This window comes from Leucobacter sp. cx-42 (assembly GCF_014529985.1).
Taxonomy (GTDB): Bacteria; Actinomycetota; Actinomycetes; order Actinomycetales; family Microbacteriaceae; genus Leucobacter.
The window spans coordinates 128,152-146,959 of the sequence record NZ_JACVMU010000005.1 but is presented as its reverse complement, the minus strand read 5'-3'; the positions used below and the strand labels follow the sequence as shown (position 1 = coordinate 146,959).

The 18,808-nt window shown below is 64.9% G+C and carries 17 protein-coding genes and 1 riboswitch; of the genes, 10 read left to right on the top strand and 7 right to left on the bottom strand.

The window, feature by feature from the left end:
* Positions 1-378: 378 nt before the first annotated feature.
* Both ICM05_RS05885 and ICM05_RS05880 read right to left on the bottom strand, forming a co-directional pair.
* A complete protein-coding gene (locus tag ICM05_RS05885) occupies positions 379-1,131 on the bottom strand; it encodes an SGNH/GDSL hydrolase family protein (RefSeq protein WP_370566767.1) in 753 nt (250 codons plus the stop codon).
* A gap of 63 nt (positions 1,132-1,194) precedes the next feature.
* A complete protein-coding gene (locus ICM05_RS05880) occupies positions 1,195-1,968 on the bottom strand; it encodes a FadR/GntR family transcriptional regulator (protein ID WP_188023653.1) in 774 nt (257 codons plus the stop codon).
* 155 nt (positions 1,969-2,123) lie between these two features.
* Here ICM05_RS05880 and ICM05_RS05875 point away from each other — a divergent pair, with 155 nt between their 5' ends.
* The 5 genes from ICM05_RS05875 to ICM05_RS05855 all read left to right on the top strand — a co-directional run bounded on the left by ICM05_RS05875 (position 2,124) and on the right by ICM05_RS05855 (position 7,219).
* Complete coding sequence (locus ICM05_RS05875) at positions 2,124-2,678, top strand: YbhB/YbcL family Raf kinase inhibitor-like protein (protein ID WP_188023652.1); 555 nt, start codon at positions 2,124-2,126, stop codon at positions 2,676-2,678.
* Positions 2,679-2,789: 111 nt separating this feature from the next.
* Positions 2,790-3,860, top strand: a complete 1,071-nt coding sequence (gene hisC, locus ICM05_RS05870; protein ID WP_188023651.1) for a histidinol-phosphate transaminase — start codon at positions 2,790-2,792, stop codon at positions 3,858-3,860.
* A 334-nt stretch (positions 3,861-4,194) separates the two neighbouring features.
* Entirely contained in the window at positions 4,195-5,214 is a 1,020-nt protein-coding gene (locus ICM05_RS05865; protein WP_188023650.1) for an ABC transporter substrate-binding protein, read from the top strand.
* Between the two features lie 206 nt (positions 5,215-5,420).
* Positions 5,421-6,422 carry an ABC transporter permease gene (locus tag ICM05_RS05860; RefSeq protein ID WP_188023649.1) on the top strand — a complete coding sequence of 334 codons (1,002 nt, stop codon included), beginning with the start codon at positions 5,421-5,423 and terminating at the stop codon, positions 6,420-6,422.
* A gap of 5 nt (positions 6,423-6,427) precedes the next feature.
* Positions 6,428-7,219, top strand: coding sequence for an ABC transporter ATP-binding protein (locus tag ICM05_RS05855; protein WP_188023648.1), 792 nt, complete (start codon positions 6,428-6,430; stop codon positions 7,217-7,219).
* Between the two features lie 53 nt (positions 7,220-7,272).
* Here the strand turns inward: ICM05_RS05855 and ICM05_RS05850 are convergent, their stop codons facing one another.
* From ICM05_RS05850 to ICM05_RS05840, 3 genes are read right to left on the bottom strand one after another with little or no spacing between them, the layout of a single operon-like run.
* Positions 7,273-8,094, bottom strand: a complete 822-nt coding sequence (locus ICM05_RS05850) for an ABC transporter ATP-binding protein (RefSeq protein WP_188023647.1) — start codon at positions 8,092-8,094, stop codon at positions 7,273-7,275.
* Positions 8,091-8,876 carry an ABC transporter permease gene (locus ICM05_RS05845; protein ID WP_188023646.1) on the bottom strand — a complete coding sequence of 262 codons (786 nt, stop codon included), beginning with the start codon at positions 8,874-8,876 and terminating at the stop codon, positions 8,091-8,093. Before ICM05_RS05845 ends, ICM05_RS05850 begins: the two co-directional genes overlap by 4 nt.
* Entirely contained in the window at positions 8,873-9,928 is a 1,056-nt protein-coding gene (locus ICM05_RS05840) for an ABC transporter substrate-binding protein (RefSeq protein WP_188023645.1), read from the bottom strand. The genes ICM05_RS05845 and ICM05_RS05840 overlap by 4 nt, the downstream gene beginning before the upstream one ends.
* A gap of 32 nt (positions 9,929-9,960) precedes the next feature.
* Positions 9,961-10,070, bottom strand: a riboswitch (TPP riboswitch).
* Between the two features lie 82 nt (positions 10,071-10,152).
* Here ICM05_RS05840 and ICM05_RS05835 point away from each other — a divergent pair.
* The 3 genes from ICM05_RS05835 (at position 10,153) to ICM05_RS05825 (ending at position 15,852) form a co-directional block, all read left to right on the top strand.
* Positions 10,153-10,812: a YkoF family thiamine/hydroxymethylpyrimidine-binding protein gene (locus ICM05_RS05835; protein WP_353055830.1), complete on the top strand. Its 660-nt coding sequence runs from the start codon at positions 10,153-10,155 to the stop codon at positions 10,810-10,812.
* Between the two features lie 13 nt (positions 10,813-10,825).
* Positions 10,826-12,136: an NtaA/DmoA family FMN-dependent monooxygenase gene (locus ICM05_RS05830; RefSeq protein ID WP_251364533.1), complete on the top strand. Its 1,311-nt coding sequence runs from the start codon at positions 10,826-10,828 to the stop codon at positions 12,134-12,136.
* 74 nt (positions 12,137-12,210) lie between these two features.
* Positions 12,211-15,852, top strand: a complete 3,642-nt coding sequence (locus ICM05_RS05825) for a proline dehydrogenase family protein (protein WP_188023643.1) — start codon at positions 12,211-12,213, stop codon at positions 15,850-15,852.
* Here ICM05_RS05825 and ICM05_RS05820 read toward each other — a convergent pair.
* Both ICM05_RS05820 and ICM05_RS05815 read right to left on the bottom strand, forming a co-directional pair.
* Positions 15,841-16,425 carry a hypothetical protein gene (locus ICM05_RS05820; RefSeq protein WP_188023642.1) on the bottom strand — a complete coding sequence of 195 codons (585 nt, stop codon included), beginning with the start codon at positions 16,423-16,425 and terminating at the stop codon, positions 15,841-15,843. The genes ICM05_RS05825 and ICM05_RS05820 overlap by 12 nt on opposite strands.
* 43 nt (positions 16,426-16,468) lie before the next feature.
* Positions 16,469-16,849 (bottom strand): helix-turn-helix domain-containing protein, encoded by a 381-nt coding sequence (locus ICM05_RS05815; protein WP_353055829.1) that lies wholly within the window; start codon positions 16,847-16,849, stop codon positions 16,469-16,471.
* A 143-nt stretch (positions 16,850-16,992) separates the two neighbouring features.
* Between ICM05_RS05815 and ICM05_RS05810 the strand changes: the two genes are divergently transcribed.
* Positions 16,993-17,661 carry an NADPH-dependent F420 reductase gene (locus ICM05_RS05810; RefSeq protein ID WP_188023641.1) on the top strand — a complete coding sequence of 223 codons (669 nt, stop codon included), beginning with the start codon at positions 16,993-16,995 and terminating at the stop codon, positions 17,659-17,661.
* A 31-nt stretch (positions 17,662-17,692) separates the two neighbouring features.
* Positions 17,693-18,736, top strand: a complete 1,044-nt coding sequence (locus ICM05_RS05805; protein WP_188023640.1) for an LLM class flavin-dependent oxidoreductase — start codon at positions 17,693-17,695, stop codon at positions 18,734-18,736.
* Positions 18,737-18,808: the final 72 nt, after the last annotated feature.

Sequence of the window (18,808 nt, the reverse complement as noted above, 5' to 3'; positions counted from 1 at the left end):
GAGCTGTCAGGTGGCACATCGTCCCTGGGTACCATTCCGGGCGGTACCACGGGGTCATTGAGGAGTTCGAGCGTTGCTTTGAGCGCCAACGCTCGTCAGGGGTCGGGCCAGAGTCGCTCCGACGTGCGCCGAAGTGCGCCGACGCGGGCAGGCGCTGCGCCCGGGCCTTGCCGTAGATATGCGATCCGCCAACAATATGCAGAATCCGCCGCCAAAGAACATATTGAGGGCCGATTACATATCTACGGCAAACCTGAGCGGCTAGGGCGTGCGCAGTTTCGCCTCTGTATGCAAAAACGCCTTCGGTCGGGCGAATATCGCCGAATCGACCTTACCCAAGGCCCCTTTGCATACCGAAGGGCAAAGGGGGCGAACCAACTAGCCCCGCGGGAACACCCGTACCCACCCGGGGTACTTCGCGGTGCGCCCGTCGCCGCTCGACTTGCCGGTCAGGCGGCGCTTGATCCACGGCGCCACGTGCTGCCGAGCAAACGCGAGCTCCTCGCGGAACGTGGGCTTCGCGACAGGATCCGCGTCAATCATCCAGTCAGCGGGTGCATCGTGGCCGAGGGTGCGCAGCACGTTGGTCGCGACGCGGTGGTGACCGACGGGCGCGAGGTGCAGGCGGTCGTGCGACCAGTACTGGCGCTGCGCGAGCGTCGGGTCTGACCAGTTGTCGGTGTAGCGGAGCCCCAGCTCGGCGGCGGTCACGCCAGCGGCGGCGACGAGTTCTGCGCCTTTGGCGCTGATCCGCGCCCCATTAGGCAGGCCGACGGTCGGGTTCGCGCCTGCGAGCAGGAGGGGTTCCGCGCCCGATGCCTGGATGCGGCGCAGGGCAGCGTCGGTCTGGGCGATGACCGATTCGAGATCGGTGCCTGGGCGGAGCATGTCATTGCCGCCGCCGTTGAAACTCACGAGCGTGGGGCCCAGGGCGAGCGCGGGTTCGATCTGCTCGGCGATGATCGGGCCGAGGAGGCGGCCGCGGATCGCAAGATTGGCGTACTCGATGGGTTCGCCCGTGGCGTCCGCGAGGCCTTGCGCGACGAGGTCGGCCCAGCCGCGGACTGATCCGTCTGGTCGCTCGTCACCGACGCCCTCGGTAAAGCTATCTCCGATTGCGACGTAGCGGATCACGCCCACTCCCTACCTATCTCCTGCGGTCTGTGCGCGCGGCACTCGGCGCCGCAAGCGCGACTATACGATCTGTGCGTCGCGCGCCTGGTCGATGCGCTGCTGCGCTTCGGGGCTGCGCACGAGCGGCGGCACGATCTCGTTCTGCTCGTTCACGATGACGACGTCGTGGTCGACGTGTTCGACCATTGCGTGCACTGCGTCGATGAAGTCGCGGCGGCGGATCGCGTCCAAGACGCGAGCGTGGTCCTGCTCCATTTCGGCGCCCGTTGCGACGTTCGCGAGGCGACCGCGGTGCTCGGGGGTGCGGAGCTGGTCGTTGATGCCGGCGTAGAGCGAGGACAGCAGGCGGTTCTTCGCAGCGTCAAAGATGAGCTGGTGGAACTTGCTGCTGAACGCGGTCGTGTCTGAGCCGTCGATCATGCCAAGGACGGGGCAGCGGGTGCAGCCCATCTCTTCTTTTGCGGCTTCTTCGAGCGCGGCGATGTCCTCTTCGGTGCGCTGCAGCGCAGCCTGCTGTGCTGCCTCGATTTCGAGCGCACGGCGGTAGCTGAGAATCTCTTCGAGTGTGAAGTCGTTGAGGAACTCGTTGAGCAGCGAGCTCGTCGGGGTTGCCGATCGCACAAACGTGCCTCGTCCCGGAGCGGTCTCGAGCATGCCGACGCTCGCCAGTGAGCGCACAGCCTCTCGCACGGTTGAACGGCCGACGCCCATCTGTTCAGCGAGCTCTGGCTCGATGGGAATTCGGCTGCCGACTGGCCAAGTTCCGGTGGTGATTTGGCGTCGAAGGTACGCAAGTGCGCCGCGCGCACGTTCTGATCCCATTGTGGAAGCCATTGCTTCGCCTCCTTGTACTCACGAATGCTCGTGATTGACGCTGGTGTGACTGGCTTCGTATGGGTTCGCTCTCGCGAGGAAGCACAGTATGAGTCAGTATAGTTGTGACCCCTTCCGGCGAGGTGGCCGGAGTCGGACGGAATTCGGAGAGTCAGATGTCCCAGGTTGCTAGCCGCGGTCCCGCGAACCCTTATGCGCTCATGCGCCAGGTGCCGGAGTTCACCCTCACGAGCACGACAATCCAAACGGGCGAGCCGATGCCCGCTGAGTTGTATGCAGAATATGCCGGCGGATCGAACCAGTCCCCGCAGCTCTCCTGGACGGATGTCCCTGAGGGGACGAAGAGCTTCGCGATCACGTCGTACGACCCAGACGCTCCCACCGGTTCAGGCTTCTGGCATTGGGCAGTGGCGAACATTCCCGCAGATGTGCGTGAATTGCGGGCCAATGCTGGGGCGATCGGGGGCGCGGATCTCCCAGAAGGCGCCTACATGATCCGCAATGAGAAGGGCGAGCCTGCCTTTACGGGCGCTGCGCCGCCCGAGCACACTGGCGTGCACCACTACTGGTTCGTGGTCCACGCGCTCAACGTTGCTCACATCGATGTGCCAGCAGATGTCACCCCGGCTGTTCAGGGCTTCATGATGCGTGACGCTGTCATTGGTCGCGCGATTCTCGTGGCGACCGGCGAGTACGGGCAGGCTGTGTAAAACTCTGCAATCGCGGCTTCGCAGGAGAGCTGGGGGAGTAGCCTGGCTGCAACGCCCATCTTCTCCGCTCGGCACCTCGGCGCCGGGCTCTCCTGCGAAAGCGAGCCGACAATGTCACTGCCCTCACGCCCCGGCCTCGAACACGTTGCTGCATACCGTCCCGGTAAGCCAGCACCCGTTGGCCACGATGGGCTGAGCGCAAAGCTGTCGTCGAATGAGAACCCGTACGATCCGCTGCCCTCGGTGGCGGCCCGCGTGCAGGCGTGCTTGCCAGCGGCGATCAACCGCTACCCCGATCACGGCGCTGTCGCAATCGGTGAGGCGGTCGCTGCGCGCTTTGGCGTGCAGTACGAGAACGTCGTATTTGGCTCGGGCTCGGTTGAGGTTGCCGGTCAGCTCATTCACGCGGTGACCGGCCCCGGCGACGAGGTTATGTTCGCGTGGCGTTCGTTTGAGGCTTACCCGATTCTCGTGCGTTCGGCGGGCGCGGTGCCAGTTGAGGTGCCGCTTGACGCTGGTGCGCGCCACGACCTCGACGCGATGGCCGACGCCATCACCGACCGCACGCGCCTGATCTTCGTCTGCAACCCGAATAACCCGACCGGCACGGTGGTGGATCGCGCAGACTTCGAGGGCTTCCTTGCCCGCGTGCCCGAGAACGTTGTCGTGGTCGTCGATGAGGCGTACACGCACTTCGACCGCGGCGCTGAGTCACCCCGCGGCATCGACTACTTCGGCAAGTTCCCGAACGTTGTCGTGCTCCACACCTTCTCGAAGGCTTACGGTCTTGCCGGCCTGCGCATCGGCTACGCGATTGCTCCGGTTGAGCTCGCAGACGACCTGCGCAAGGTCTCGATTCCGTTCGCGGTCTCGGCACTTGCTCAGGAGGGCGCGCTCGCGTCGCTCGACGCAGAGGGCGAACTGCAAGAGCGCGTCGACCAGCTCGTTGCAGAGCGCGAGCGTATGGAAGCACAGCTCGCAGAGCTCGGCGTCCCCTTTGTGCCTTCGCAGGCGAACTTCGTCTGGTTGCCCGCTGGTGGGCGCAGCGACGAGCTTGCGGCGCAGTTTGCCGAGCGAGGCATTTCTGTTCGCTACTTCCCCGGTGACGGAATACGTATTTCGATCGGCCTTCCCGTCGAAAATGACGCAGTGCTCGAGGTTGCCGCGAAGTTCGTAGCTTAACGGGTTCGGTGGCGGGCCTCGCTTCCGTCTCGCAATACTGTTGCATTCGGCAAGGTCTTAAATGCAACCCAATTGCGAAGGCGGAAGTGCTGTCCGCAACGGGGTATTAGCGCGCTCGCCGCATCACAAAACGACAACCGTTTCCAAAACGGTTGCTCAGGCATTTGAAACCGTGGTGTCTTCGCGCATACGATGCTTGCAGCGGTGGCGACAGTCCTGCGGTCCTAGACGTGTGCAATGACGGCACGCGCTGGTCCCGTTGGGAGCGAGTTGCGGCCGTTCAGCCTCGGAGATTTCCCGTGGCGTTGACTAACCCCGTAAGGATCCACACCCCATGCGACAGACTTCTTTCTCACGTCGCGCGCTCGCAGTAGTCGGTCTGACTGCTGCTGCCGCTCTCACGCTTAGCGGTTGCGCGAGCACTGACTCGGGTTCCGAGGCAAGCGCAGACTCGGTCACCGTTGGCATCAGCCAGTTCGTGCAGCACCCCGCACTCGACGCTGCGACCGCAGGTTTCAAGGAGGCCTTCACGGAGGCTGGCTACGTTGAGGGCGAAACCGTTGTCTTCGACGAGCAGAACGCACAGGCTGAGGTTCCCACTGCGGGCACCATCGCTGAGAGCTTCGCTGGCAACAAGGACATCGACCTCGTGCTCGCAGTTGCAACGCCTTCGGCGCAGGCAGCTGTGAACTCGATCACCGAGGTTCCTGTGCTCTTCACCGCTGTCACCGACGGCGTTGAGGCGCAGCTCGTTGCTTCGAACGAGGCTCCCGGCGCAAACGTCACCGGCACGAGCGACGCTGTTCCCGAGGAAGCACTCGAGCAGCAGTTCCAGCTCCTCAAGGAGATCAAGCCCGACGCAAAGACCGTTGGCATCGTTTACGCTTCGGGCGAGGTGAACTCCGAGGTGCAGGTGAAGAACGCAACCGCAGTTGCGAAGAAGCACGGCCTCGAGATCAAGACCTCGACCGTCACCACCGGTGCAGACATCTCGTCGGCAGCTGAGGCGCTCGGCAAGGTTGACGCGTTCTACGTTCCCACCGACAACGTTGTTGTTGCTGGCATCGCGTCGCTCGTCAAGGTTGCAGAGACCAACAAGATTCCCGTTATCGCTGCAGAGGCTGGCACCGTTGAGGGTGGCGCACTCGCTACCGTCGGCATCGACTACTTCGCACTCGGCAAGCAGACCGGTGCAATGGCAGTGAAGATCCTCAAGGGTGAGGCTGAGCCCGCAACCATGCCGGTTGAGTTCGCTGACACTCTCGCGAGCACCTACAACTCGGCTGCAGCGAAGGCAATTGGCATCGAGCTGCCCGAGTCGATCACCGCTGAGGGCACCGACGTCTCGAAGTAAGACGTTGCGTGTGGTTCCCGTCGCGCAGGCGCGGCAGGAACATCACCAGCGGTAAGCGCAAGCTCACCATCAGGGGTACCGGCCGTCGTAATCTGCGATTGGCCGGTACCCTTATTTACAGACATACGGCGTGACCCAGACTCCTGTGACCGCCGCACGAAGAAGCCCGTAACCGCTCGGGAAAACACTATGAATAGGACAACCGCATGATCGGTGCGCTCGAACTCGGCCTGCTCTACGGAGTGATGGCACTCGGGGTCTACCTGACCTTCCGTGTGCTGAATTTCCCTGACCTCACCGTTGACGGTAGCTTCACGACCGGTGGCGCAACCGCCGCGTCGATGATCGTGCTCGGTTTCAATCCTGTCCTTGCGACCGCAGCTGGCTTCGGTGTCGGCCTCATCGCGGGTGCCATTACCGGTCTGCTGCACACCAAGGGCAAGATCGATGGTCTGCTCGCCGGTATCCTCACGATGATCGGCCTGTGGTCGATCAATTTGCGGATCATGGGCAGCACCAAGGAGGGTGTCGCAGGCACCTCAAACGTGCCCCTGCTTCGCGCAGACACGGTCTTCACCCCGATCGATAACGCGGGCATCAGCAAGAGCTGGTGGAGCGTCCTCATCATCTTCGCCGGTGTCTTCATCGTGAAGCTCATCGTTGACTGGTTCCTGTCGACGAACCTCGGCCTCGCAATCCAGGCAACCGGTGACAACGGCCCCATGATCTCGAGCTTCGGTGTGAGCACCGACGGCACGAAGATCCTCACGCTTTCGCTCTCGAATGGCCTCGTCGCGCTCTGTGGCGCGCTTGTTGCTCAGTACCAGGGCTTTGCCGACATCAGCATGGGCGTTGGCCTCATCCTCATCGGTCTCGCGTCGGTCATCCTCGGCCAGGCGATCTTCGGTCAGCGCTTCATCTGGGTCGCGACCTTCGCGGTTATCTTCGGTGCCGTGCTCTACCGCATGATTATCTTCTTGGCGCTCAAGGCTGGCCTCGACCCCAACGACATGAAGCTCGTTACTGCGCTGCTCGTGATCGCTGCGCTGCTGCTGCCGCGCTGGGGCTTCCTTAAGAAGGTTCCTTCGCTCTGGAGCCGCGGCGGCAAGGTCTCGAACGCAGAGGACCGCGACACCGCACTCTTCGATGATTCGACTCCGTCGACCACCGAGAACATCAAAATCGACGCTGCGAACGCGAAGGGCTAATCGACATGCTGCAGATTGAACGCATCTCCAAGACCTTCTTCCCTGGCACCGTCAACGAGCGCCGCGCGCTCAATGAGATCAGCCTGACTCTCGAACAGGGCGACTTCGTCACCATCATTGGTTCGAACGGCGCTGGTAAGTCGACGCTGCTCAACGCCATCTCGGGGCGTTACTCGGTTGACTCTGGCACGATTGATATCGCAGGCAATCGCGTGAATAAGCTCAAGGAGCACCAGCGCGCCAAGTACGTTGGCCGCGTGTTCCAGGACCCGATGGCGGGTACCGCGCCTGATCTCACGATCGAGCAGAACCTTGCGCTTGCGGTGCGCCGTGGCAAGAGCCGTGGCCTTGGCCCGGCGCTGACGCGCGGCCAGCGTGACCGCTTCCGTGAAGACCTGAAGTCGCTTGAGCTTGGCCTTGAGAACCGCCTCACCGCAAAGGTTGGCCTGCTTTCTGGCGGCCAGCGCCAGGCACTCTCGCTGCTCATGGCTGGCTTCACCAGCCCTGACATTCTGCTGCTCGACGAGCACACCGCTGCGCTCGACCCGCAGCGTGCGGCGCTCGTGACAGACCTCACCGGCCGCATCGTCGGCCAGGGCGGACTCACCACCCTCATGGTCACGCACAACATGGAGCAGGCGCTCGCCCTCGGCAACCGCCTCATCATGATGCACGAGGGTCGCATCGTGTTCTCGGCTGATCCCGAGCGCAAGAAGACGCTTACCGTTGCTGGCCTGCTTGAAGAGTTCTCGAAGATCAAGGGCGCACAGCTCGACGATCGCGCGCTGCTCTCGTAACATCGCCATAGCCAAAAGACGGGCCTGCTCGAAGGAGCAGGCCCGTCTTTTGGCTATCTCCCGCGTTCGTCTGCGCGGCCGGGGGCGGTCGCGTCTCGTGCGTGCACGCTGCCGAGCGCTGCCTGCAGCTGAGACTCGCGCACCGGCACCCGAGGGTCGAGTACGAACCGGTCGTCGCGTGGAATGTCTCGGGAGACCGGGACCTCTGCGACGATCCGCGCCCCACCGACCTCGCCAGCCCGACCGAGCACGAGCGCACGGTCGGCAAGGCGCACGGCCTCGCGAATGTCGTGGGTAATGAGCAGGATGCTCCAGCCATGCTGTTCCCAGATCGCCAGGAGCCACCGTTGCAGATCGTCGCGGGTGATCGCGTCGAGCGCCCCAAACGGCTCATCGAGCAGGAGCACTGGCTTTTCCTGTACGACCGTGCGCAGGAACGATACCCGCTGCCGCATGCCGCCCGAGAGCTGTCGGGGAAACTGCGCCTCGCTTCCCGTGAGCCCGAAGGGAGCGAAGAGCTCGGCTGCGCGCGACCGGGCTTCCCGCTTGGGCACGCCAGCGACCTCGAGCCCGATGCTCGCGTTCGCCACCATGTCGCGCCACGGCAGCAGCACGTCGCGCTGCGGCATCGCGGCAAAGGGTCGGTGCGCTCCCATCGTTGCCGGGTCAATTACGGCGCCGCCGTAGCGAATCTCGCCCGCACTCGCGCGCACCGCGCCCGTCAGGAGCGACAGCAGTGTGGACTTGCCACTTCCGCTCGCGCCAACCAGCGCCACGATTTCACCCGGTGCAACCTGCAGGTGCAGGTCGTCAAGCACGCGATGGCTACCGAATCCGGCCGAGATGCCATCGAGCTCGAGTAGTTGCGCGCTCATGCGACCTTCCCCCGTTCGATTCTGAGCCACGGTACGGTGACGCGTTCGATGAGCATCACGACCCCGTAGAGGGTGAGCGTCAGCACCGAACTCATCGTGACCGCCGCAAGCACCAGGTCCGTGCGAAACACATGTTTCGCTGACTGCATGTACACGCCGAGTCCTGCGACCGCACCCGCATACTCGGCAAAGATTGTTCCGACCACGGCGTAGGTGATCGAGATGCGGAGCGCTGAGAAGAACGACGGAATACTTGCCGGGAGGCGGATCAGGCGAAACACCTGCCACCTTCCAGCCCCCATCGAGCGCAGCAGTGCTTCGGCTTCAGGGTCAGCCTCTGTGAACCCTCGAAGCAGGCCGACGACCATCGGGAAGAAGGTGACGAAGGCAACGAGGAGCACCTTCGGAAGTAGGCCAAACCCAAACCAGAGCACCACGAGTGGGGCAAGCGCGATGAGTGGCAACGTTTGGCTCACGACAAGAATCGGCAAGATTGCCCGCCGCAACAGCTGCGAGAAATCGAGGAGTGCCGCCGCGAGAAATGCGACGGCCACCGAAAGCCCGAATCCGACAACGGTGGCGGTCAGCGTGGGCACCAGGTGGCGCAAGAGTGCGTCACGCTCAGCGAATCCGGCTTCGGCAATCCTCGTGGGGGACGGCAACAGCTCTGGCGGAACCAGCCCTGCCTGCGTGACCCCCTGCCACACGCCAAACAGCAGGCAGCACGCGAGCACGGGTGGCAGCACAACGGCTGCCACCCGTGCACCTCGCGGCTGGGTCACTTGAGCAGTTCGTCGGTGTAGTAGGTGCTCCAGTCGGGTTCAACCGTCACCGGCTTTCCCGAAGCATCAGCCAAGAAGCCGCCATCGAAGAGGAACTTGCCAAAGCCGTTCCATGCGTCAGGGTGTGCCGCGCCGATCTCGTGGCCCTCCTGCACGAGGTAGCCGTCTTCGGCCATGAGCTTGGCGCTGCGTTGCACGAGCTCGCGAGCCGTGCCCAAGGTGTCAGGGTTCGCGTCGATAAGGATTTCGGCGGCCTGTTCAGGGTGGTCAGCGGCGAACTGGTAGCCCTTCGCCACAGCGCCAACGAATGCGCGGGCTGCATCGGGGTGCTCTGCAAGGTACGCATCACTCGAGATGATGCCGGTCGACTGCTGTTCGGGGACACCGAAGTCCTGGTATCGCCAAGCCTGGTAGGGGTGGCCGTCGATCTCGTTCTGCAGGTTCTCCCACGTGGCGACCGAGAGCGTGAAATCGATCCGCCCCTGCGACAGCGCCTCGTATGCGCCGGTATCAAGTACGACCTCCTCGAAGGTGCCTGCGCCGCCGTCGCCCTGAATCGTTGACTTCGCAAGCGCGGGGAAGAGGGGTGCGCCAAATCCGCCGAAGACCATGCCGTCGAGATCCTTCGGCCTGGTGATGTCTGTGCGGTCGTTCAGCGCCACCAGGCGTCCGGTGTCGGTCTGAGTCACGCGGTAGACCGAGATGACATCGAGGCCTGAGGTGCGAGCCATCTGCACTCCAGACTGTCCGCCAATGCCGAAGTCTGCTTCGCCAGCCGAGACCAGCTGCGTGGCAGAGGTCGAGCCGTACGGCAGGATCTCGACGTCGAGGCCGGCATCTGCGAAGTATCCCTCTGCCTCGGCAACGTAGACGCCGATGTGGTTGGTGTTCGGCGCCCAGTCCAGGGCGAAGGTGACGGCTTCTGCCGAGCCGTCGGCAGCGCCGGCAGCGTCAGCGGTGTTGGCGCTGCACCCGGAGAGCGCCAGGGTTGCGGCGGCGATTGCCGCCGTAGCCGCAATGATGCGACCGGTGTTGAGTGTGTGGTGACGCATGTGCGTGCCCTTTCAGTGTTCACTGGGCACGGGTAAGTAGAAGAGTGTCTCCCTGCGCTGGCATGATCCAGATCAGGTTCGACGGTCGAAGGTTGATGACCTTCCTCTCAGCCCGGCCTACCGGACTCCCGTGTGTGCTCACCGTAACAGAACCCGCATGCGCCGTGTGCTCGGCACCGATCGGGACCGGTCGCCGAAACCGTGAATCCCCTATGGTTGATCGTGTGATCGCACCAGTATCGACTTCGACACCAGAACCAGCGTCAGCCCCAGCCCCAGCCCCAGCACTTGCACCGGAGCAGTACGGCGTCGGCGCCCGTTTCACGCTGTCGGTCTACGACTCTGACTACGTGCGGATCATCCTGGGCGCCCTCGCCGAAGCGAACCGTGATGGGCTCACCATTGAGACCACTGACATCTCGACCTTCATCGGCGGCGCCGAGCAACGAGTGCTCGAGTTCTTGCACGAGGTCATCGCGAAGGCCGCAGCCACCGGCGTGCACCTGTCGGCGACGATTCTGCTCTCGCGCGGCTGCCCTGGCGAACTGACGTGCGCGCTGCCAGCTGGCGTTGCTGCACTGGGGGCTGCGCCGGTGACGCTTGAGCGCACTGGGGTGCGGGCTCGTGCGCACTGGTCGCTGTACCCGTTGCTTGATGGCGATTCGACGGGCGATCACATGACGCCCATCTATGAGGCGATTGAGTCAGCCAAGCAGGCCGGGGTGTATTCGGGCTCAGACCACTTCGCGACGCGACTCGACGGCGACCTTGCTGATGTGCTCGCAACCGCGGCCAATGGCTGGATCGGTGTTGGCGCGGTCGTGCAGCACGTCACCACGCACCTTACGGTCTCGCTCAACAGCCCGACCACGATCACCGACTGAGCCGGGGAGCGCGATGACGCAGATGCACCTCGTGGCGATGGTGAACCCGCCAACGAGCCAGTACGCAGAGAACTGGCGGCACCCGCTCTCGCGCACTGACTGGCTGAGCGGCAGGTTCTTTACTGACCTCGCGCGCATCCTTGAGCGCGGATGCTTCGACATGATGTTCTTTGCGGATGCGCTCGCGGTGCCCGAGGACCGACACGGCGAGTACGCGACGACGCTGCGCACGGCTGGCAAGGGGAGTATCTACTTTGACCCGGTGACGCTCATCTCGCACGTCGCCGCGGCAACGACCCACTTGGGGCTCGGGGCGACCGTATCAACGAGTTTTGTGCCGCCGTATGCGATCGCGCGCCAGCTGCTGTCGGTTGATCACCTCTCTGGCGGTCGGGTCGCGTGGAATATTGTCACTTCGACGACCAACGCTGAGGCGCGCAATATGGGGCACGCGGCAATCGCGTCGCCCACCGACCGTTACGATCATGCCGACTCGGTCGTCGAGGCGGTGCGGGCGCTGTGGCAGTCGTGGGAACCCGATGCGCTGGTGCTCGATCAGGCAAGCGGTGAATTTGTGGATGCGGATCGTGTGCACCGCATCCCCGCGGGGCTCGGTTCCCGCGGCCCGCTCACGCTCCCGAGCAGCTCGCAGCGTGAGCCTGTCCTCATGCAGGCGGGGTCGTCGCCGCGTGGCCGTGACTTTGCGGCTCGCTGGGCAGAAGTCGTGTTCGCGATTGGCGACTCTGCCGAGCAGATGCGCGAACTGCGCACCGAACTGCGAGAACGCGCGCAGCGTGACTACGGACGTGACCCAGATTCCATCAGGGTGCTGCAAGGCGTGCAGCCCATCGTGGGGTCCACTGATGCGGCGGCGGCAGCGAAGCTCGCGGAGCTTCGCGCAGCCATTGACCTCCCGGCAGCCGTGACGAAGCTTGAGCGACTGTTACACGCAGACTCGCTCGACCTGGCGGCATCGGCCGTCGACGTGCTCGATGCGCATCGCGGGGCGACCGGGAGCACCGGGTTCGAGGACATGCTGCGTGCGGTGAGTGAACGGCGCTCGTTCACGGTCGCTGACCTCGCGCTTGAGCAGGCAATGAACCAGCTGCATCCGCAGTTGGTTGGGTCACCGGCATCGATCGCTGACGAGTTGGAACACCTCTTCCGCACCGAGGCGGCCGATGGGTTCATCATCTTCCCTGCGCTTTACCACGCATCGTTCGAAGACTTCGTGAACGGTGTCGTGCCTGAACTGCAGCGGCGCGGGGTCTTCAGACAGTCGTATGCGCACTCGACGCTGCGCGGGACGCTCGGGATGAGCTGAGCGCCCCAGAACACACAGCGAACATCCGCGTGTTTCGCGCCCCTCTGTGTCGCTTCGCGCTTTAGGGTAAAGACATGGCAGAGCAGGTGTTCCCTTGGGCGGCAAGCGTACCCGCGATTGTTGATCGCGCGGCACGGTGGCGGGAGGCTGGGCAGGTGGGCGGATCCGCCGACACCCCAGACGCGAACCTGCTCGCCGGCATCGCAGGCGACCCATCGCAGCGGGAATTCGTCAACCGCCTGGTCGAGGTGCTGTTCGGTACCGAAGACGCGTTTGCCGCGGCAAATGGCCTGCGCGATGCGTCACAGAACATCCCTGATTCGATGCCGATGAAGGATCGTTTGCTGCTGCGCGCGAGCGGCACGGTGTCGTTCGGTCTGCCGTGGCTCGTGAAGCCGCTTGCGCGCCGCCACCTGCTTGGCCGCGCGTCTGAGCTGATCGCGACCGTGCGCGTCACAGCGCCAACGAAGACGAACCCTGCCAAGTTCACCGGCGTGACCGAGCTCCTGCGTGCGATCACAGACGACGGCCTCGAGCCGGTCGTCACGCTGCTTGGCGACACGATCCACGGCAATGCTGGCACGGCGACCGAGGTTCAGCGTCTCCTGGCGCTCATTGAGCATGCTGCCGTGCATCAGGTGGCAATTGATCCGGGCCGACTCGTGGCACGCGCACGCGGGGGAGAGTGGGCGATTGATGCCGACGCTGCGCTCGCCATCGCGGCGCTTGAACCGCTCGCGGAGGCTGCCGTTGACCACGACGTCACGCTCACGCTTGAGCCAACCGATCTTGCGTGGGTGCGCGTGCTGCCCACGATCGTGCGCGGCGTGCTCGGCAACGAAGACGCCAAGCGTCTCCGCTTCGGCGTCCGCCTACCGAGCGACCTCCCTGAGTCGCGCGAGCTGTACGCAGAACTGCACTGCTTCGCGCAGTCGCACGTTGCCAAGGGTGGCGTACCACTTGAGGTGGTCATTGGTCAGTCGCAGGTGGCGGCGCGCGAGCGGATCCGCTCGATTCTCACCGGCCTTGCCGTTCCCGTGATCGAAGATCAGGTCGAGGCTGACGCCCAATTCCTGCGGCTCATTGAGCTGGTGTTGCATCCGGGACGTGCGGCCGTGATCCGCCCCGTCATCGCGACCGAAGACGCGCGCATCGCGGCGGCAGCGGTCGAAGTTGCCGAGGTGCAGGAGTCGACGGCGCTGTACAGCTTCCGGCTGCGGAGCGGTGTTGAGCCGCAGCTCGCGCAGGAGCTTCGTGCGCACGCCGACGTGCAACTCCACCTGCCCCTGCTGCCCCGTGGCGAGCACGCGGGCGCAATCGACGTGCTCGTGGGGTACATCGCAGAATTTGCGGCCGCGGATCTCGCAACAGACCCCGACGCAGCATTCCTGGAATCTGCTGACCTTGCGCAGCTGCCAGCCCCCGCTTCGCACCGCACGCAGCACCGTGCGCGCGAGTGGGACCCGAGCGAACGCGACAGCGCCCTGTTCTATAAGGCGCCAGACGAGACCACCCGCTTCGACACCGGCGGCCTGACGGCAGCCGTACTCGGCCTGAACCACCAGGAGACGGGCGAGATCACGCTCGAGGAGTTCGCCCCAGCGCGCACGATTCCCGCGGTCTCCGCATCTGGCTTCGCGAATGAACCGCTCACCGACGCCTGCGTCGCCGCAAACCGCACCTGGGTACGTGAACTGCTCGTGCGATCCGCGTCCGTGACCGCTGGCACCGAGGCAGCCGACGCGACCATCGCGCTCTCGGCCGCAGACCTCGATCCCGCAGCGGCAGCAGCCGCAGCGCGCGAGTCAGCCGCTCAGTGGGCGAGCCAGTCGCACTCGATCCGCGCCGTGCGCCTGCGCCGTGCCGGACTCGCGACCGCAGCAGCCCGCGACCGCATCTTCACCGAGCTTGCAGCAGCGACGGGCGCTCCCGCCCGCGTGCTCGACGCGCAGGTGAACCTCATCATTGATGCCGCCCGCTACGCCGCCCAGCAGGCTGAAGCGCTCCAGACCATGCGCGGCGCGACGTTCGTGCCAGACCGCCTCGTGCTCGTCTTCGGTGACGAACAGGCCTCGCTCGGCGTGCAGTCGGGTGCGGTGCTCGCCGCGCTCGCCGCAGGCAGCGGTGTGCTGTGGGCCGTGCCCGCCGCGCTCGTGTTCCCTGCCCAGGCCTGCATTGAGGAGTGGGAAGCTGGCGGGCTGACGCCCGGTGCGATCCGCGTCGTTGGTCTGAGTGTCGAGGAGACCCTGGCCGCACTCGGTGCGAGCCCCATGGTCGATCGCGCGGTCGTGTTCGGGCGCCGCTCGCTCGGTCGTGAGCTTGCGCGCCACCGCCCCGACCTGCGCGTTGAGGGCCACTTCGTGTCTGGCTCGTCGATGCTCATTACGCCGACCGCCGAGATTGATCGCGCGGTGACTGACCTGGTGGATTCGGCGTTCCGCGCCGATGGCAGCTCACTCGCGTCAATGAACCGCGCGATTCTGCTCGGGAGTGTCGGCCGTTCGAAGGCGTTCCGCGAATCGCTCGCAGATGCCGTGCGCTCGTTGCGCGTCGGTGACGTTGCGCGGCCAGCAGCGGGCACGGATCCGCTCGCCTACGACGTCGGACCGCTCACGGTCGCCCCCTCAACGGCGGGCCTGCGCGCGCTCACGGAGCTTGGTCGCGGTGAGGAATGGCTCGTTGAGCCGCGCCTCCTCAGCGAGGACGGTCGCCTGTGGAGCCCCGGCGTGCGCATCGGTGTCTCGCCGAAATCGCAGTTCTGGGTCGACGCGGTTGGCATGCCCGTGCTGGGTATCTCGACGAGTTCCATGCTGAGCGAGGCGATCTCGCAGCAGAACGCCCTCGGCACCGGCGCCGCAGCTGGCATCCAGTCGTGGGACGCGCGTGAGATCGAGACCTGGCTGGAAGAAGTGAGCGCGGCATCGCTCATGCTGAACCGACCGATCGGCTCGCATGTGATTGAGCGTCAGCCCCGTGGCGGCTGGGATGACTCAGTCATGGGCCTCCCCGTGCTCAGCGGCGGCCCGCACTGGCTCGTAGGCCAGGGATCTTGGACCCGTCGCCGCGGCACCCGCAGCGACACCCTGCACCTGCGCGGCCTCGACCCCGAGATCGGGCGCCTCATTGAGCTGCTGCAGGCCGACATTTCCTACGAATCGTTTGACGAGTTGCGCCGTGCGGCCCTCGACGACCAGCTCACCTGGCGCACCGACCTCGGTGTTGTGCAGGACGAGATCGGGCTCGGCATTGAGCGCAACGTGCGCCGCGCGTGGCCGGTGGCTGTCCAGGTGCGCCTCGCGCAGGGCGGATCGGTCGTCGGCCTCACCCGCGTGCTCGCTGCCGCATTCCTCGCTCGATCGCCCATTGAGGTGTCGACCGGGGAAGTGCTGCCGGGCGAGCTTCTCGCCTTCCTCGATGCCCAGGGCATCGATGTTTCCCGTGAAACTGATGACGATTGGCTTGCGCGCATCGCAGTGAGCGGGCCGACGGCTGGTGAGGGCATTGCGGCGGATCGCGTCCGCCTCATCGGCGGCGATCGTGTGCGCGTCGCAGAGTGGATGGGCGGGCTTGACCGTGCGGCGCTCTGGGCAGAGCCCGTGACGATGGCGGGTCCGGTCGAGCTGCTCGTGTTCTTACGCGAGCAGGCGATCTCGGCCCGTGCTGAGCGTCACGGACTCGCCCACGAGGTGCCTGGCCTCGACGAGCTACTGAGTTAGGAGCGCTTTCGCGACCTCGATGCCTGCCGGGCCGTCGAGCGATGGAACGCCATCCCACTTTCCGCCAGCAATGGAGACCTCTACGCCAGGCACCCAGACCGTGGTGCCGATGGTGACAACGAGACCAATGTCGACGGTGTGCGCGAAGGCGGTGCCACCCTGCTCCGCAACCCAGGGGTCTGCAAGTGCTTCGGTGCCCTTCATGTCGAGAAGCATGCTGAAGTCAGGCTGCTCTGGGGTTGGGGTGAGTGTGACATCGACGCCGCGAATGTCAGAGAGGTCGGTGCCTGCCTCGCCGCTGCCCCACGAGCAGTAGACGCTTGTTGAGCTGACGTTGCTGCCCTCGAGAGGTACCAGGCCTTCGATGTACGGGGCGACGGCCTCGGCGACCTGGTCGCACGAGGTGATCTTCTCGATCGAGAAGGTGCCGTCATTGGCGCCGGTGTCTTGCTGGGCTGATGGGTTCGTATCGGCCGATCCGGCTGCGGTGTCGGAGGGGTCGGCTGCGCTGGAGCATCCGGCGAGCAGAACGGCAGAAGAGATCAGAGTAAACGTAGTGACAAACTTCTTCATGTCACCAGGTTAGCCTCGCAGCTAGCTTTTCTCTATGAACTGCTCATGACGCGAGTGGGGCTGCAGTCGTCGGCGCGACGTTTCGCGTGAGTTCTTCGGTGTGCTCTCGGCTCCAGTTCACGAGCGGGTGCAGCAGTGAAATGAGCTGCAGGCCTGACTTGGTGAGCGTGTAGGTGATCGTGACGGGCGTTGTTGGCTGCACCTCGCGCCGCACCAGCCCCTCGCCCTCGAGCTCCTTCATGCGCGCAGAGAGCAGGCGATCAGAGATGCCATTGATGAGGTGCTGGTACTCGGAGAAGCGGCGTGCGCCGCGCGCGCCAGCGAGCAGAATCGCCGCATTCCACTTTCGGCCAGCGAGCTCTGCCGCTGACTGGAAACGGCGGCATTCCTCTTCGTTGGTGTGCAACATGCTGTGCTCGGTCACGTCTGTCTCCTAACTATTAGTAAGTAGCTTACGCGGTGTTCGCAGTTTTGGGAAGGCGGGGTCATGCTGGAGTGAGCAGGCCGGAGCTACCGGCGGAGCGGCCTCACGGAGGCGCGCATCACAGACTAAACGGAGCGTGAACCATGCAGCAGAAGATCGGCATCCTGGGTGCGGGGCGGGTCGGATCCGCCATTGCGCGGGTGGCGATCGCCGCGGGGTATGACGTTGCGATCGCGAGTTCTGGGCCGGCTGCCGACCTCGAACTGCTCGCAGAGATCGTGACCCCCGGCGCGCGTGCCATGTATGCCCGTGGAGCGGCGGAGCACGGCGACATTGTGGTCGTTGCTGTTCCGCTTCATAAGCACACGACGGTCGATGCAGAGCTGCTGCGTGGCAAGGTCGTGATCGACACCATGAACTACTGGGAGCCGATCGACGGCCTGCTTCCTGAGTTCGCTGAGGCGGCAGCCGACGGCGGGGCAGGCACCAGCGCGGTGGTGCGCGGTCACTTCAGTGGATCCGCCCTCGTGAAAACCCTCAACCACATCGGCTACCACGACATCGAACTCGAGGCGCGACCAGATGCGCCTGCTGGCGATCCCGCGCGCAGGGCGCTCGGCATCGCGGGCGACGATCCGGAAGCCGTCGCCGCGGTCGCGAGCTTCATCGACGGGATCGGCTTTGATGCCGTGCCCACCGGGCCGCTCGCCTCAGGCGTGCTGTTCCAGCCGGGATCCGCGCTCTTTGGCGCGCGCCACACGGCACCCGAGCTCCGCGACCTCGCTGACGCGCACTGCGCGGCCCAGCAATAACGACACAGACCCTTCAACCCAGGAGCACACCATGCAGATTGGCGCCTACAGCTTCGGCGATACGCAGTTCACTGCCGACGGCGAGCAGACGGATACCGCGGGAGCGATCCGCAATCTCTTCGACGCGATCGTCCACGCGGACAGCGTGGGCCTCGACTACTTTGCCATCGGTGAGCATCACACGATGAGCATGCCTGCCTCCTCGCCCGGCACGCTCATCGCGGCGGCCGCGGCGGCGACCACACAGATCATTCTTGGCAGCGGCGCAAGCATCATCAGCACGGACGATCCCGTGCGCGTGTTCCAGCAGTTCGCCACGGCCGATGCGATCTCCGGTGGCGGTCGCGTGGAGATTACCGCTGGGCGCGGATCCTCCGTCGAAACCTTCCCCCTCTTTGGCTACGACCTCCAAGATTACGACCGGCTGTACTCCGAAAAGCTCGACCTCTTGTTGAAGATCAACGAGAGCGAGGATGGCCTCGTGTCATGGCGCGGATCGGTGCGCCCGGAGCTTAACCAGCTTGCGGTCGTCCCGCGTCCGGCTGCTGGGAAGCTCCCCATCTGGCTTGCCACGGGCGGCAATGCGCAGTCGTCGGCTCGCGCGGGACGCCTCGGCATCCCCGTGTCGTACGGCATCATTGGCGGCGGACCGCACCGCTTCGCGCCGCTCGCGAATCTCTACCGCAAGACAGCGGAGCAGGCCGGGCACGCGGGAGACCGCGTGCAGGTGTCGGTGGGGGCGCTCGGCCTCATCGCGCCGACCAAGCAGGAGGCGCTCGACCGCTTCTATCCCGGCTGGCACAACCTCACGCTTGAAATGGGCAAGTTGCGGGGCTGGCCGGCGCAGCCGCGCAGTGCGTTCGAGGCGCAGACTGGCCCGCTCGGTGGGTTCTACGTTGGTGCGCCAGATGAGATTGCGGCGCGCATCGCGTCGCTGCACGGGCACATGGGGCACACGCGCCACTTCCTCCAGATGGACGTCGGTGGCTTGCCGCAGGAACACTTCATTGAGTCGCTGACGCTGCTCGCGACCGAAGTGGCGCCTCGAGTGAAAAGACTTCTTGCGCGTAAGTAATGCGGCGCGCGAGGAGGGAGAAAAGAGCGAGCCGCTCGGGTGGTGATGGCCGAGCGGCTCGTTTGCGTCTGT